General features: G+C 44.1%; 10 protein-coding genes. 5 read left to right on the top strand and 5 right to left on the bottom strand.

Annotated features, from left to right (window positions below; translation table 11 throughout):
- Positions 1 to 2 precede the first annotated feature (2 nt).
- From BDE36_RS04435 to BDE36_RS04425, 3 genes are read right to left on the bottom strand one after another with little or no spacing between them, the layout of a single operon-like run.
- On the bottom strand, positions 3 to 2423 hold the full coding sequence (locus BDE36_RS04435; protein ID WP_202618080.1) for a glycoside hydrolase family 31 protein: 2421 nt from the start codon (positions 2421 to 2423) through the stop codon (positions 3 to 5).
- Between the two features lie 12 nt (positions 2424 to 2435).
- On the bottom strand, positions 2436 to 3575 hold the full coding sequence (locus BDE36_RS04430) for a glycoside hydrolase family 88/105 protein (RefSeq protein WP_141813886.1): 1140 nt from the start codon (positions 3573 to 3575) through the stop codon (positions 2436 to 2438).
- Positions 3576 to 3591: 16 nt separating this feature from the next.
- Positions 3592 to 4383, bottom strand: a complete 792-nt coding sequence (locus tag BDE36_RS04425) for a rhamnogalacturonan acetylesterase (RefSeq protein ID WP_141813885.1) — start codon at positions 4381 to 4383, stop codon at positions 3592 to 3594.
- A gap of 291 nt (positions 4384 to 4674) precedes the next feature.
- Between BDE36_RS04425 and BDE36_RS04420 the strand changes: the two genes are divergently transcribed.
- The 3 genes from BDE36_RS04420 (at position 4675) to pflA (ending at position 9201) form a co-directional block, all read left to right on the top strand.
- On the top strand, positions 4675 to 5877 hold the full coding sequence (locus BDE36_RS04420; protein WP_141813884.1) for an L-lactate MFS transporter: 1203 nt from the start codon (positions 4675 to 4677) through the stop codon (positions 5875 to 5877).
- Between the two features lie 192 nt (positions 5878 to 6069).
- Positions 6070 to 8304 (top strand): formate C-acetyltransferase, encoded by a 2235-nt coding sequence (gene pflB / locus BDE36_RS04415; RefSeq protein ID WP_141813883.1) that lies wholly within the window; start codon positions 6070 to 6072, stop codon positions 8302 to 8304.
- A 114-nt stretch (positions 8305 to 8418) separates the two neighbouring features.
- Positions 8419 to 9201, top strand: coding sequence for a pyruvate formate-lyase-activating protein (gene pflA / locus BDE36_RS04410; RefSeq protein WP_141813882.1), 783 nt, complete (start codon positions 8419 to 8421; stop codon positions 9199 to 9201).
- A gap of 184 nt (positions 9202 to 9385) precedes the next feature.
- Here pflA and BDE36_RS04405 read toward each other — a convergent pair whose 3' ends face one another.
- Positions 9386 to 10519, bottom strand: a complete 1134-nt coding sequence (locus BDE36_RS04405; RefSeq protein WP_141813881.1) for a glycoside hydrolase family 43 protein — start codon at positions 10517 to 10519, stop codon at positions 9386 to 9388.
- Between the two features lie 83 nt (positions 10520 to 10602).
- Here BDE36_RS04405 and BDE36_RS23545 point away from each other — a divergent pair, with 83 nt between their 5' ends.
- A complete protein-coding gene (locus tag BDE36_RS23545) occupies positions 10603 to 10752 on the top strand; it encodes a hypothetical protein (protein WP_211360908.1) in 150 nt (49 codons plus the stop codon).
- A 57-nt stretch (positions 10753 to 10809) separates the two neighbouring features.
- Here BDE36_RS23545 and BDE36_RS04400 read toward each other — a convergent pair whose 3' ends face one another.
- Positions 10810 to 13728 (bottom strand): exo-beta-1,4-galactosidase, encoded by a 2919-nt coding sequence (locus BDE36_RS04400; protein ID WP_141813880.1) that lies wholly within the window; start codon positions 13726 to 13728, stop codon positions 10810 to 10812.
- Between the two features lie 226 nt (positions 13729 to 13954).
- Between BDE36_RS04400 and BDE36_RS04395 the strand changes: the two genes are divergently transcribed.
- Positions 13955 to 14935: a glycoside hydrolase family 43 protein gene (locus BDE36_RS04395; RefSeq protein ID WP_141813879.1), complete on the top strand. Its 981-nt coding sequence runs from the start codon at positions 13955 to 13957 to the stop codon at positions 14933 to 14935.
- The last annotated feature ends 2 nt before the right edge of the window (positions 14936 to 14937 follow it).

The raw sequence follows: 14937 nt of genomic DNA, 5'->3' as shown, positions 1-14937 counted from the left end.
GGTTAAAAAATGATATTAAACTCAATATTACTGTTGTTATTTAAAGTACTTTCTACATAAAGAACATGCTCCTTATCGTCATAACGCCAACCCCCGCGAAGCGTTTCTCCGTTTTCGGTTACAGCAGAGGGCTTATTCGCCTCTTCGAGGCGGATCTTTGCAAGATAGGTATGGATAGAAGGTCTGTAAGATCCTACAGGCTGACTGATAATTAGTTTCAATGATTTTGCCTGTCTGACAGTCCTGATTTCTGTACTCGCATATTTGCCCTTCTGATAATCAAGACTAAGTCCGTCATCTTCATACAGTCTGAAAGAAGAATTAGCCCCGGGAAAAATATCAAGCGTAATTTTATCCACCGGTTTCTCTCCGGTGTATTTCATTTCGGGCTGCATGGGAATTATCGCCCCTGCTTTTGCAAATACAGGTATCGTATCGAGCGGAGTTACTACATGCACATATTTCTTTCCTTCATACTTTTTCCCTGTCCAGTAGTCGTACCAGGTTCCCTCCGGCAAATACACGGTACGGGTTTGAGCGCCTTTAGTAGTAACAGGACAAACCATCAGGTTGCTGCCGAACATATACTGGTCGCCTATATCATATACATTCGGATCATTCTGATAGTTCAAAACAAGCGATTGCATTAAAGGCATACCCGTTAAGTACATTTGGTGAGCATTACTATAAATATAGGGGATCAGCCTGTAACGCAGCAGATCATACTTCTTAAAATTGGCAAGCGCCTGTTCTCCATAGTTCCAGGGTTCCTTATAGCCAGGATGATCCATTCCAAATACAAGCGCAATGGGACTGAACATGCCGAACTGTACCCAGCGGATGTAGAGTTCAGGATCGGCAGGCTGTTCAAAGCCGCCCATACAGTGTGCCCAGTATCCCACGCCCGACAGTCCAATATTCAATCCAGCTTTGATCACCGGCGCAAAATATTGCCACTGGCTGGGCCAGTCGCCGGCAAAAATAAAGGGGTAACGCTGAATGCCGGCATATCCTTCGCGCGTTTGATTCAAACCCCTGATTCCGTTAAGCTGCTGGAACTTTTCATAGGGTGCTTTCGCGTACGCTATGGGAAATACATTGTGCAGTTTCTGCGCTGTTCTGTCGGTAGGCCCCGTCTTGTCGCTTTCGTTAGCAAGTCCCCCAAAAGCACTCCCTTCGTCGGTCTTTAAAAACTTAGCCCCCAGAGAAGCAACCCTCATGACGCCGTTCTCCCACCACCAGTCGACAGACTTCTGATCAAAGAAATTCACAAACTCGCCTTTATTATTTGGTTCAGGATATACAAATCCCTTCTCACGGGCCTGGTCGAGCAGATTAAGCTTAATCCCGTTATCGAAGCGCGGCCTGAGATGTAAGCCCACCATTTTGTAATTCATCGCGTAGATGCTGTCGAACATTCCTTTCGGATCCTTAAAGGTCTCCCGCCACTCGAAGGAAGTGGCTCCGTTCCCTCCATTCTTGCCAAAAATACGCCAGGTTGAGTCGAGCCAGAGCAGATCGACCGGAATACCCAGCTCCCTGAACTTCCTTGCCAGCTGCACCACGTAATTATCAGAAGTTTCTTTTTCGTGGCCCCATGTTCCTCCGCTGTAAGTCCCGGTGTGAAGCCCCAGGGCAAATTGCGGCAATAACGGACTTCTCCCAGTCAAAGCCGTGTAATCAGAAAGAATGGATGAAAAATCAGGACCATACATGAAATAATAGTCCAGTTCCCCTCCGGCTGCTTTAAAACTGTACTGGGCATCCATGGTCGCGCCCATATCCCACTCGGTAGCAAAAGAATTATGCAGAAAAATACCATAGCCCTTCGTACTCATGAAGAAGGGTACAGGCGAATAATTTGCCTCAAGGATATTATAGGCGCCTATGATATGCGGACGTCCTTTGCCCCTGCCTACATTGAGGGAGACTTTCTTGTTTCTCTGATCTATAAAATCCATCCGTTCGCCGAAACCAAAAAAATGCTCGTCGGGAGTCAGCGTCTTTGTGCAGGACACGGTATCCCCTCTTTTCTCGGCACCGGCAACTTCAGAGCAGAGCAACTTACCATCTTTAGAATATACATCTATCCTGAACGGCGCTTTATATACGATTACATTTAACTTCGTGCTTTGTATTGAAAACCGATCTGCTGTCTCGGAGGAGGAAATATCCACTGCCGTCCAGCGATAGTTTGACACCATGAGCCCCTCTTCGCGTTCGAACCCCCTGTTCCAGGTAACCCTTGTACGAAACATTCCCGGAGTACAAAACTCCAGCTTCACGTCGGCATTCTGCGTGGAAAAAAAGTATTCATTTCCCTGCTTTTTGAAACCGGAAGAATAATTGCCTGCCTGCTGTGCTTTTACGAATACAGGAACCATTGAGAGAAGCAGTAGGATGAGGTGTCTTTGTTTGGGCATGGATGTTAAAGATTATTTTTTTAATTTATATACTTCAGTGCCCGCAAGAAGGAAGCATCCCAGACCATAATCCTCGAAGTCGGGCATATGTGTATAACTTACCGGTTGCCCGTCTTTTGGCTCTTTGCCTGTACCTTGTACATAGCCCAACGCACCATTTTCATGAACAGATTCTGCCGCCAGGGCATTCCACGCCTTTACCGCAGGAGACAGATAAACAGAGCGGTCTAATACACCCTGGTTCATTCCCCATGCCATCCCATAAACGAAGAGCGATGTGCCTGATGTTTCTTTACCTCCAAAATGAGAAGGATCGTGTAAGCTTACGTTCCAGAAGCCATCAGAACGCTGTAAAGGCAACACGGCCTGCATCATGTCCTTATAATCCTGAAGGTATTCGGCATAATGCGGGTCGGAATGAGGAAGCATTTGAAGGGTGCGAACCAAAGCAGCCACAACCCACCCGTTCCCTCTCGACCAGTAGCAATCCTCTCCATTAGGTTCCTTATATGGCGGAACAAAATCCTTATCTCTCCACCAAAGTTTATCTTCCGGATTATACAGGCCGTTCCCTCCGTGAGTATGTTTGGTATAGCTGTACAGATCATACATCTTACGGAAGTAAGAGGTATCCTGATAAAGTACTCCGAGTCGGGTAAACACCGGCATCGCCATCTGTAATGCATCAATCCACCACCAGTCGTCTTTCTTATCGCTTTTGACCATGAGGTCGATACTCTCTTTAATATCCCTGATCCGCGCAGGCTTTTTATCAATCAGGTACAGATCGATATAGGTCTGCCCCGCACAATGATTATCGGCATTGCGTGTAGCGACACCATTGGCTAAGCCCCAGTTATGTTTATCACCCCATTGTACTGCATAGTTATAATACGCTTTCTTTTTATCCATCGCGTAAAGGGCCATCAGGCCTTCGTAGTAAACGGCACGGGTCCAGATATTACTGGGACGGGCCTTGTTGGTCACTATTACCTTCCCGGCATCGGGCCACTTATCCATGAAGTATTGATTTGCGAGCCGCATTTGCTTTAGTACTTGCTTTTTCTTTGGAAGCTGCTGCCCCGGCGAAGGCAGGGAAAACGTGAGCGTAAGCAAAAAGAAACAGATCTGGAAAAAGAAAGGCTTATTCATATATCGTTAAATTTGGTTAATCCTTTGAATTAACTAAGTATTGGTTCAGTGGGAGCTCTTTAATTGCCCGTATACCATCGACAACACAAGCAGCATTTATGATTGCACCCTCCTTGTTGGTATGGGTATGATCAGCCGGAAAAAATGAGCTTACTTTTGGTTCACCCAGTTCATCGTATTTATCTGCAATGGATTTACCCAGATCGATAAAATAAGCGCCGGCTGAATGAGCTGTTTCCTTCGCCCATTTAGCATAGTCTTCAGCCCTGCTTGTTTTTCCGTTTTTCCAGTTATTGCGCGGTACAGGAGAACATACGATAGCCACAGCTCCTTTATCTCTGGCTTCTTCTATAAATTTAGACAGATACCATCCATATGTATGCACAACCTCCTGCTTTTTTGTAATCGGATTATATATCTCGCGACTTTCGTTACCCGTTCCTTTAATTGTCCCCCGGGCCCGGGCTGTGTCATCCAGCGGACTGCCGTCGTTATGTCCAAACTGCATCAGCACAAAGTCTCCCGGCTTCAATTGTTTCAAAACTGCGTCCCAAAGCCCTTTCGTTCGGAAAGTACGAGTACTAGTACCGCCAAGAGCACGATTTTCAATATGGATCTTTGTGGTGTCGAAGTGAGCGGCTAACAAACTTCCCCAGCCCCACTGCTGGTTATCGCCGTTTCCCTTACCGTTCTTAACGGTAGAGTCTCCTATTATAAAAAGTGTCGGTTTGTTCGCTGGTTTAATAAGCATGAAGGATGAAAAGACAACAGCTGCTGTTACCAGACCTATCTTAATGCAGAATCTCATGGTTGTTATCATTTGAAATTTTTCAGATATGAAGTGTACAAAAAACACCTAATAATTTGGTTAAAAGAAATATAAGTAATAATTGGCATTGGCATTATTGAAGACATTTATCTGTCCTCAAGCCATAGTACGATTTTACGGTCTTATTTCCTTTTCTGCAACCTGTAGCATCCTGTATGAAGCGGATACAGGCCCGATAGGTTAATTAAATGATTTGTTACACATATGACGACGGTCAATTTTTTAGTGAGAAGCGGTTCATACTTTTGCCGCAATTAGAATAAATCCTTTATGGCTTCCAAAAATAAATGGCTAATGGCATTAGCCGGAATGACTCTTCAATTATCCATCGGCTCCATTTATGCTTATAGTGTGTGGATTAAACCGATCGAATTATTAAATGGATGGGATGCTCATCAGCTGAAATTCGCGTTCAGCCTCGCTATTTGCTTTTTAGGCCTGACAGCAGCATTTATGGGTAAGTTTGTGCACAGCGTGGGGCCCAAAAAGGCCGGACTGTTAGGAGCCCTGTTTTTTGGCATCGGACTGGCAGGCGCCGGCTTTGCCAACTCAATCGGTTCTTTACCCGTCTTCTATCTCTTCTATGGGGTTGTGAGCGGCATTGGTCTTGGTTTCGGCTATATCACTCCTGTTTCTGTAGTGGTTCAATGGTTTCCCGACAAACCGGGATTTGCATCAGGATTGGTGATCATGTCGTTTGCCGCGGGATCTATTCTTGCTTCGCAGATAATCTCTCCGCTTACAGGAGCCCTGGGAGTATCAAACACCTTTTATACTTTGGCCTTAGCCTATTCTATACTGATGGTACTTGCGTCTCTTTATCTCGCCGTTCCTTCAGTACCTACCGGAGTGGTAGATTACCATAGCGGAGGAGCTCACATTTCGGCTTCTGAACTTTTGAAAGACGTTCGCTTCTATGGATTGTGGTTTATGCTGTTCTTTAATACCACCTGCGGTATCGCTCTGATTGCTGTAGCTGCTCCTATGGCTAAAGATGTTATTCATATAACAGAAGCCGCCTCTATCATTTTTGTTGGGATCATTGGCCTGTTTAACGGCCTTGGACGTTTAATATGGTCGAGCATATCGGATAAGATCGGGCGATGGAGCACCTTTATGTGTTTCTATATTATCGGAACGATCTGTTTTATTACTCTGACGCAGACCACGAACCCCTTATTGTTCCAGGTAGCTGTATTTATAGTAATCAGCTGCTATGGAGGCGCCTTTGCTACCATACCTGCCTTTATTAAAGACATTTATGGTTCTGAGAAATTAGGTTCCGTTTTAGGCTATGTGCTCATTGCCTGGTCTGCAGCGGCTTTCGTAGGTCCATGGTTAATTACCCTCAGCAGCGACTATACCTCTATATTCTGGTTATTTTCTGGTATACTTGCTATAACAGCTGTAATGGCATTCTTCTTGAAGAGCAAGATGGTAAATACGGAGAATGCAACGACAATTGTTAAGTGAATAGCTTAACAATTGTCAGAGAAATGCCATTATCAAAAGAAAATACAAATTTTGTTTAAAAAAGCTCAACAAATAAGCCAATTAGGTATAAACGTCCAAATCACACCAATTAATGATGAAGGTCACATTTATACGTTTAAACATTCTCTAACTTTGCATTATCAAAAGAATTAATATAAAATTCAATTTAACATGAAAACAGATGTCACAGCAGTTCCGTTCGAATCAGGAGAATGGAATACAACAATCAATGTGTATGACTTTGTTGTAAAAAACATCAAGCCTTATACCGGAGATTCTTCCTTTCTAGCCGGCCCTTCAGCAAAGACCACAAGATTGTGGGATGCCTGCAAAGCAGAACTTTTAAAGGAAAGAGCTAACAATGGGTGCCTTGCGATAGACACTGAAACAATTTCTACCATGACGGCTTTCAAGCCGGGGTATATAAAAAAAGAAGATGAAGTTATTGTAGGTATTCAAACAGATCAATTCCTCAAAAGGGCAATGAAACCTTTTGGTGGTATTAAGCTGGTTGAATCTGCAGTTAAAGAGCGTGGATTAGAGGTATCTGACCGAGTAAAGGATATTTTCACTTACGCAAAAAACCACAACGAAGGCGTATTTAACGCTTACGATCCTGAGATCAGGGCATTCCGTTCAAAACACGTATTAACAGGCCTTCCTGATAACTACGCACGTGGCCGTATCATCGGTGACTTCCGTCGTCTGGCCCTTTATGGTGTAGATCAGCTGATCAAATTTAAAAAAGCAGATCTCGCGAAAGTTAGCGGTGAAATGACTGAACATAAAGTTCGTCTTCGCGAAGAGATCAATACACAGATTGGCGCCTTAAAGGACATGATCGTTATGGCTGCCGAATATGGTTTCGATATCAGCCGTCCTGCTGCTAACGCTCTTGAAGCTGTACAGTGGGTATATTTCGCCTACCTTGCTGCTGTTAAAGAGCAAGACGGTGCTGCTATGTCATTAGGAAATGTATCTTCATTCCTTGATATCTATATTGAAAGAGACCTTGCAGCCGGAGTGATCACTGAAGAAGAAGCTCAGGAGATGATCGACCATTTCGTAATGAAATTACGTACTGTACGCCATTTACGCCCTGCCTCTTACGATGAGATCTTTGGTGGCGATCCTACATGGGTTACCGAATCAATTGGTGGTATCCTGCATGACGGTCGTACGAAAGTAACTAAAACATCTTTCCGTTTCCTTCAGACGCTTTATAACTTAGGAGCTTCTCCGGAACCAAACCTGACAGTACTTTGGTCTGACAAACTACCTGAAGGCTTTAAGAAATTCTGTGCTCAGGTTTCTATTGATACTTCCTCTATTCAATACGAGAACGATGACCTTATGCGTCCGAACCGTGGTTCTGACGACTATGGAATTGCCTGCTGTGTATCTTACCAGGAAATAGGAAAGGCTATTCAGCATTTCGGTGCAAGAGCCAACCTGCCTAAAGCATTATTAATTGCATTAAACGGAGGCCGCGAAGAACATGACGGCGTTGAAGTAATTAAGAACATTCCTCAGCTGCCTGACGGTACTCTTGATTATGACATGGTATTCGACCTGTTCAAACGCACTTTAAGTGAGCTGGCAAGGGTATATGCTAAAGCAATGTTTATCATTCACTACATGCATGATAAATACTATTACGAAAGAGCTCAAATGGCTCTGATTGATTCCGATCCCCGGATTGATATAGCTTACGGCGCTGCCGGTATATCTATTATCGCAGACTCTTTATCTGCTATTAAGTATGCCAAAGTAACTCCGGTTCGTAATGAAAAAGGACTGACTGTTGACTTCAAAATTGAAGGAAACTTCCCTCAGTACGGTAATGACGACGATCGTGCCGACAGCATTGCACAGGAAGTAACTCATTTCTTTATTAATGAATTACGTAAACACCAGACATACAAAAACTCTACTCCTACTCTTTCATTGCTTACCATTACCTCTAATGTGATGTATGGAAGCAATACAGGTGCAACTCCTGACGGACGTAAGGGAGGTGAGTCATTTGCTCCTGGTGCAAATCCAATGCACGGACGCGACTGCAGCGGTGCTATTGCGTCATTGAATTCTGTAGCAAAACTTAATTATAATGATGCTCAGGACGGAATTTCAAACACCTTCTCTATGATCCCGAAATCACTGGGAGATACAAGGGAAGAGCAGATCAACAACCTGGTGAACACCATGGAAGGATACTTCAAGCATATGGCACATCACTTGAATGTGAACGTTCTTAACAGGGAAACACTGATGGATGCTTACAACCATCCAGAAAATTATCCACAGTTAACGATCCGCGTTTCAGGTTACGCTGTAAACTTTGTACGCCTTTCGCGCGCTCACCAATTGGAGGTAATTGCCCGTACTTTCCACGAAAGTATGTAATAACAAGTCCATTTATTTCATTTTTCATAGATAGAAAGCCAGGTTCTGTAAAACGGCCTGGCTTTTGTTATTATCGATGGATTACACCGATATTTACACGATTAAATTCGAGATATGTATTTTCCATTACAGGATATAGAAGCAGCAAAACTGAATATAGATGATCCGGATCATTTACGGATCCACTCTCTTGAGACATTTGGTACGCACGACGGGCCGGGCATACGGATGGTGATATTTGTACAGGGTTGTCAGTTCAGATGTCTTTATTGTCAAAACCCCGATACACTGGATGTCAGAGGGGGAACAATGGTAGAGATTAAAGAGCTGGTGAACCGAGCTATCCGTCAGAAAACCTATTTTGGAAAAGAAGGTGGGGTAACAGTATCGGGAGGAGAGCCTCTGCTTCAACGCAGTAAGTTGCTTAAGTTTTTTAAGTTGCTGCATGAGGAAGGTATCAACACCTGCCTCGACACCAACGGAAGGCTGAACAATGCACAGGTTCATGAGTTGCTGGAACATACAGACCTGGTGCTGCTTGATGTAAAGCATATCAATGACGATATTCATCACAAGCTTACGGGTTTAACAAACAAGAATACTTTAGATCTCGCTGCCTATAGAGAATCTTCCGGAAAACGGATGTGGCTGCGCTACGTTCTGGTACCGGGATGGACGGATCAGGAGCAATACCTCGAAGAATGGGGCCAGCGTTTTACAGATTATAAAACTGTGGAAAGGGTGGAAATTATCCCGTTCCATCAATTAGGCCTTCATAAGTGGGAACTCCTAAATATGAAGTATCCACTAAAAGATACACCCTCTCCATCAGAGGAGATAAAGCAAACAGCATTGAGCATTTTCAGCAAGTATTTTGGGAATGTGGTGCTGAAATAGGTTAGTATCAAGACACAAGTATCAAGTATCGGGATATAACTCAAGTATCAAGATGCAAGTATCAAGTATCAAGATATACGCATTAAGGTTAGTGCTCTATATTCTTATCTCGATACTTCATACCAGATACTTGATACTAAATTATGATTCTCGTCTTGATACTTGATACTAGTGTCTTGATACTCTAATATGGTACCGGCTGAGCAGACGTAGTTGGGCCGTTCACCACCAGTCTGCCGTCTTTAAGAATATCCATGCGATCTATAAAAACTACCCTTTCTTTTCCTGTGGAGGTAGTGCGACCATGGTAAACGCAGAACATTTCTTTGCCATTGGGAGAATACGTTATACTATTATGGCCTGTTCCGGTTACGTCGCCACCTTTTTCTGTATTCTTTTGAAGTACCGGATTGTTTGATGCCTTAGTATACGGGCCAAGCGGACTTTTTGAAGTAGCGTATCCAACGGCATAGTGCTCCCCGCCAAAATGGTTGGCAGAATACATCATATAATAAGTATTACCGCGTCTAAAGGTTGTGGACCCTTCTGTCCACCGGCGGTTTACCTCTTTGGATGTAACCGAACGGCTTTCCCATTCGGCCTGCTTATCCTTCATACTCACAGGAGGACGTAAAATCATGACAGGCTTTCCAATTACACCGCTAAAGTCAGGTTTAAGCTCTACACCATATATCCAGCTTTCCTCGATTTTATTATACCATCCCTTTTTACGCGCCCAATCCGCTACTTCGCTTTCCACGGCGTGTTTATAACAGCAACGGGAATAGTACAAATAAACTTTTCCATCTTTATCAAAAAACACATTGGCATCAATTATCGGATATCCGGGATCGAAAACAGGACGATCACTAAGGTCCTTAAAAGGACCGGTAGGCTTATCAGCCACAGCAACCCCAATGCGAAAATTCTCTTCCTCGTTTGTTGGATTATGCCTCCATTGAGCACTGAAGAACATATAATACTTACCTTTCACCTGATATACCTCCGGTGCCCAGAAAGCGTCTGTACTCCATGAATTATTCGTATTCCCAAAGTATACCTGACCCTCGTTTTTCCAGTTAACGAGATCTTTGGACGAATAGGCCAGAAAACCATCTTTTGCGCCACCACCTGTACCGTACATGTAATAGGTTCCCTTATCATGCAGCACATAGGGATCGCCCAAGGCTACTTTAAGAGGATTTTTATACGTTTTCTTCGAAAGCTTATTAGCTGCGGAAGTCTGGGCAGCAGCGAGGCTTGATAATGATAAAATTGCAAGGAAATTTAAAACAGCAAATAGTCTAGGAACTCTCATAAACGGTTAATAGAAAGGCATAAATATACAAATTGCTTTCAACTTAGAGTTATGTCATGTCTTTTTTACAGAGCAACCGCCCTATGAGAACGGGGGTACCCGCTTCGCACCCGCATCAGAAAGGGTTCGGACACGAAAGCCACCACTTAGCGACCATCCTTTATCGTGTCTTGTGCTCCTTCGATAAAAACCTGAGCAGCAGCGGAGCGAGCGGTAAGCTGCACCGGGGATAGCCTCACGCGGTTCGGGAAACAGAGTGATCAAGTTCTTCAGAAAGGTGCAGGCTGCTGTTACTTCTTTTGATGAAGTACGGGTTTCAGCTCGTCAGGGCTATCTTTAGTATATGTACCGTACCGTTCTTTTGACGGAGTTTCAAATATATCCCTTACTGTGTCAAAATCGACTTCTGCAGTCGGGTTAAATTGGCCGGACGACATATAACGGATCAAGCTTGTGAACAATTGTCTGGACGCAGGCTGATCTCTTTTGCTTTCAGGACCGAGATCGGCGCTCGAAACAATCAGCATTCCCTTTCCTACCCTGGCTTCAAAGATCAGTCCTAAGCGGCGATTCAAAAACCATGTATCAATTGGCTGCACCAATGGTCTAAAACCGGGAGGAAAGTCTTCGAGGATCATGACCTGCGAACGGTTGGCAATTTCCCACCATTGCAGATCGGAGTGAAAATCGGTAGGAAAATCGGCGAATGCAGCGCTCCCGGATTGTATAAGCATTCCCGTTATATGAGGGGGCCTCATCTTAAACCAAGAAGTATTCCAGAAAACAGGAACAAAATGCATCGATACTTCTTTTCCTTTCACCACTTTTCCTGCCGCATTCAGAAAAACCTTTCCTCCTTTGTCGAGAACATTCTTTGCCTTCGCGTCCAGCGAAGTGGTGTAGTATACCTCATTTTTAAAAGGCTCCTGTGTTGCGGGATACACCCAGAAATTCCAGTCGTTTACGAAGTCCGTATTCTCAATCGATACTTCCAGGTTTAACTTTGATGCTTTGGTGATCTCTGACAAGGGAAAGCTTATCTTACCAGCCGGAATACCGTTCGCATTTCCGCTGGTTAATGGCGATAAGGTACCAGATGCAAGAATGGTTCCGCCGGTGCCTTTAATTCTCCATTTTAATAGTGCATTTTCCAAAGGCCGGGCGCCTGAATGAAAAACCTCAATCCCTGCTTCAAAAGTTTCATCTGAGGTATATACAAACTTCGGGATCCTGGCAAGGGGTACGGCAGAGTTGCAAAATCGTGAAAACTCTTTTGATGAAATATACTCTTTTTCACGCCAGAAAGCATTCAATACTCCCACCAAAGCCGTTCCCTGTCCCGGAAAGTCCTGTAATCCCAATAGCTGAAAGCCGGCGTATCCCGGTGTACGAAGGGTCTTCTCTATTTCATTTTTATAACATAAAACCTGGAGCTTACCTGACGCCCTTAGAAAGTCATCAGCCTGGTCAGCCATGCCCCGGTCTGTTAAGTCCTGCCGGAAAAGCTCAAAATTTTTCGCTCTGTAAACACCGGTATACTGTTCTATTTCTTTGAAATCAGGAAATACACACCACTGCCCCATTTCATGCGCAACAAAAGGAACCTTAAACTTATTTAAACCTTCGCTGAAATCGGAAACAGTTTCAGGCCTCTTATCCCAGGTAAGACCCCGTACCCCCCCGCGTACCTGATATTCCGCATCCGGCACCACCGGCCAGCTGCCCCCGACAGACATCCCTGTATACACCCGCCTGCTGTCTTTTTTCTTCCAGTAATCAATAAAGGCATTAAGATATTCTACCTGTTTTCCTGCCGGTTCATTCCCTGCAGAGAGCATACAAAAGGAGGCGTAATTTCCATAATAGTTTGTCATCCTGTTTGTCTCGTCATAAAGATACTGGTCGATGGGGCGCCCCAGCCCGATAGCAGAACCATGATTAGGCCAGCTTGGCCCTTCAGGTTGAAGATAAAATCCAACTTTGTCGGCCGCTATAAACGCTGCTTCTGGAGGGCACCACGAGTGAAACCTCATGTGATTGAGTCCATGTGCTTTTGCAACATTGAAAATTCTCTCCCATGAAGGCACATCCATCGAAGGAAAACCGGTTAAAGGGAACTCACAGTTATTCACTGTTCCCCTTAGAAAAACGGGCCTGCCGTTGATCAGAAACTTATTCCCTTCCGTTTTAAATTCGCGCATTCCAAACTGAATCTCTTTTGAGTCAATAATCTCCTTCCTTCCCTCAAGTCTGACAGTAAGCCGGTACAGAGAGGGATTAAACTCATCCCATAACTGCATCTTATCACCAATAGGGAGAACGACTTCAAGCTCTTCAGACTTCGTACCTTTAAGTTCGTACATACTTTTTACAGGACTGACCTCATTGACAAAGGGTGAGTTAAAGCTGCGGGCCGAAACAGAAATAATCCCCCTGAACCCTGCATTATCCGCATTGTCAAGGCTTATCTTTACCCTGGCAATCCGGTTCGCTATATCAGGAAAAACCTGAATATTACGAATACTAACTTTAGAACCGCATCTCAGGAACATCTTCCCAATGATGCCATTCCAGTTCCCCTGTGTATGATCAGTGATGCTGTGCGAGTCGGGCCCGACGTTAATTTCTTTAATCCGGTTATCCACGCGGATAGTAATCTTATGCTTTCCCGGTGTTAATAACTTCAACAGATTGTATTCATGGGGAGAAACCAGACTATTTCGCATGCCTGCTTCCCTGCCATCAACCCACACACGCGTTTCGATATGTGCCCTTTCCAGATATAATACAACATGCTTCCCCTTCCATCCGGCAGGGATATCAACTTCCTTCTGATACCATGCGGCGCCCACATAATGCTTACGGGGAGTGAGCCAGAAGGGGATCTTAATGTTGCCTGGTTCCCTGTATTTTGCGAGCCGGGGATTGAAGTAGAAAGAGCTATCGTATATACTGCCGGTCCACTTTGTATTCAACGTTATCTCATCCCCCTTATCGTTTTCTGCCATAGAACCAGGAAGTGTTATATCTTCCTTTAACTGCTTTTCGAACCAGCGCTGCGAAACACCAGCATCCAATGGATCAGCCTGAAAACTCCATACCCCTGTTATTGATATCGTATCAGTATAATGAAGAGCATATATCGCTTTATTTACAAGCAGAAGAGAGATCAAAAGAATGACTCTGATGTACTTCAAAAATATTCCCATGAGATTGATTATAATTGGTTATTAAGCAGGAGGTTCTTTAAAGAATTTCACCTCGTTCTAAAATTAATGCAGAAAGATCAATTTACCATCCCGTACTATACTGACGTGCTGGCCCGCTAAAGTCTTTGGTTATTGCATTTTATAATAAAACTATCTATTTTTAGGCGAGAGAATATAAATGTTTAACTGACATTTAACTCTCAAAAACCGATTATATTCAGACAACATGAAGCAGCTTTCCATCATTTTCTCTTTCCTCTTTATTTTGACAGCTATTACTGTTCACGCTGAACAAGCAAACGGCGATACGACTTTCACATCCAACGGAAATCCGGTTATCACGCATAAATATACAGCTGATCCAGCCGTACTTGTTTATAAGGACAAGTTCTATCTATACACTGGACACGACGAGTGTCCGCCGCGCGAAAACCGATATGTGATGAAGGAATGGCTGGTATTTTCGACGGAGGACCTGGTACATTGGACTGAACATCCGATACCACTGAATACTTCCGCTTTTACATGGGCGAAGGGGGATGCCTGGGCATCGCAGGTAATTGAACGCAATGGGAAATTCTACTGGTACGTTGCTGCTGAGCATAAAGACATACATGGGAAATCGATTGGAGTAGCGGTTTCAGACAGCCCTACCGGTCCTTTCAAGGATGCACGCGGCTCAGCGCTCATTACCAACAACATGACCACCCAGTTTACAAAGATCAGCTGGGACGATATCGACCCTACGGTAATTATCGATGATAAGGGCCAGGCTTATCTTTTCTGGGGTAACACGCAGTGCTATTACGTCAAACTCAAAGAAAATATGATTGAAACGGATGGTCCAATCATTCCTGTAACTAACCTGCCCCATTTCACGGAAGCGCCGTGGATCCATAAATACAAGGGCTGGTATTACCTTTCGTACGCGGTAGGATTTCCGGAAAAGATAGCTTATTCAATGAGCAGAAATATAGCGGGGCCCTGGGAGTATAAAGGTATCCTTAACGAGATCGCGGGCAATTCAAATACGAATCATCAAGCCATCGTTCAATTTAAGAATAACTGGTATTTCGTTTACCACAACGGCGGCATTAATACAGAAGGCGGCAGCTACCGCCGTTCTGTATGTATTGATAAACTTTTCTACAATAAAGACGGAACCATCAAACGGATACAGATGACCTCAGAGGGTGTAGGTCGTTAGCC

The organism is Arcticibacter tournemirensis, assembly GCF_006716645.1.
GTDB lineage: Bacteria > Bacteroidota > Bacteroidia > Sphingobacteriales > Sphingobacteriaceae > Arcticibacter > Arcticibacter tournemirensis.
The sequence above is the reverse complement of the archived record's forward strand: the minus strand, read 5'-3'. Positions and strand labels throughout refer to the sequence as shown.

Bases quoted from the DNA above. Each gene is read 5' to 3' on its own strand.
- BDE36_RS04420 (WP_141813884.1), top strand. From the start codon at position 4,675: ATGGCTTCCAAAAATAAATGGCTAATGGCATTAGCCGGAATGACTCTT.
- BDE36_RS04435 (WP_202618080.1), bottom strand. From the start codon at position 2,423: ATGCCCAAACAAAGACACCTCATCCTACTGCTTCTCTCAATGGTTCCT.
- BDE36_RS04400 (WP_141813880.1), bottom strand. From the start codon at position 13,728: ATGGGAATATTTTTGAAGTACATCAGAGTCATTCTTTTGATCTCTCTT.
- BDE36_RS04405 (WP_141813881.1), bottom strand. From the start codon at position 10,519: ATGAGAGTTCCTAGACTATTTGCTGTTTTAAATTTCCTTGCAATTTTA.
- BDE36_RS04430 (WP_141813886.1), bottom strand. From the start codon at position 3,575: ATGAATAAGCCTTTCTTTTTCCAGATCTGTTTCTTTTTGCTTACGCTC.
- BDE36_RS04425 (WP_141813885.1), bottom strand. From the start codon at position 4,383: ATGAGATTCTGCATTAAGATAGGTCTGGTAACAGCAGCTGTTGTCTTT.
- pflA (WP_141813882.1), top strand. From the start codon at position 8,419: ATGTATTTTCCATTACAGGATATAGAAGCAGCAAAACTGAATATAGAT.
- pflB (WP_141813883.1), top strand. From the start codon at position 6,070: ATGAAAACAGATGTCACAGCAGTTCCGTTCGAATCAGGAGAATGGAAT.
- BDE36_RS23545 (WP_211360908.1), top strand. From the start codon at position 10,603: ATGAGAACGGGGGTACCCGCTTCGCACCCGCATCAGAAAGGGTTCGGA.
- BDE36_RS04395 (WP_141813879.1), top strand. From the start codon at position 13,955: ATGAAGCAGCTTTCCATCATTTTCTCTTTCCTCTTTATTTTGACAGCT.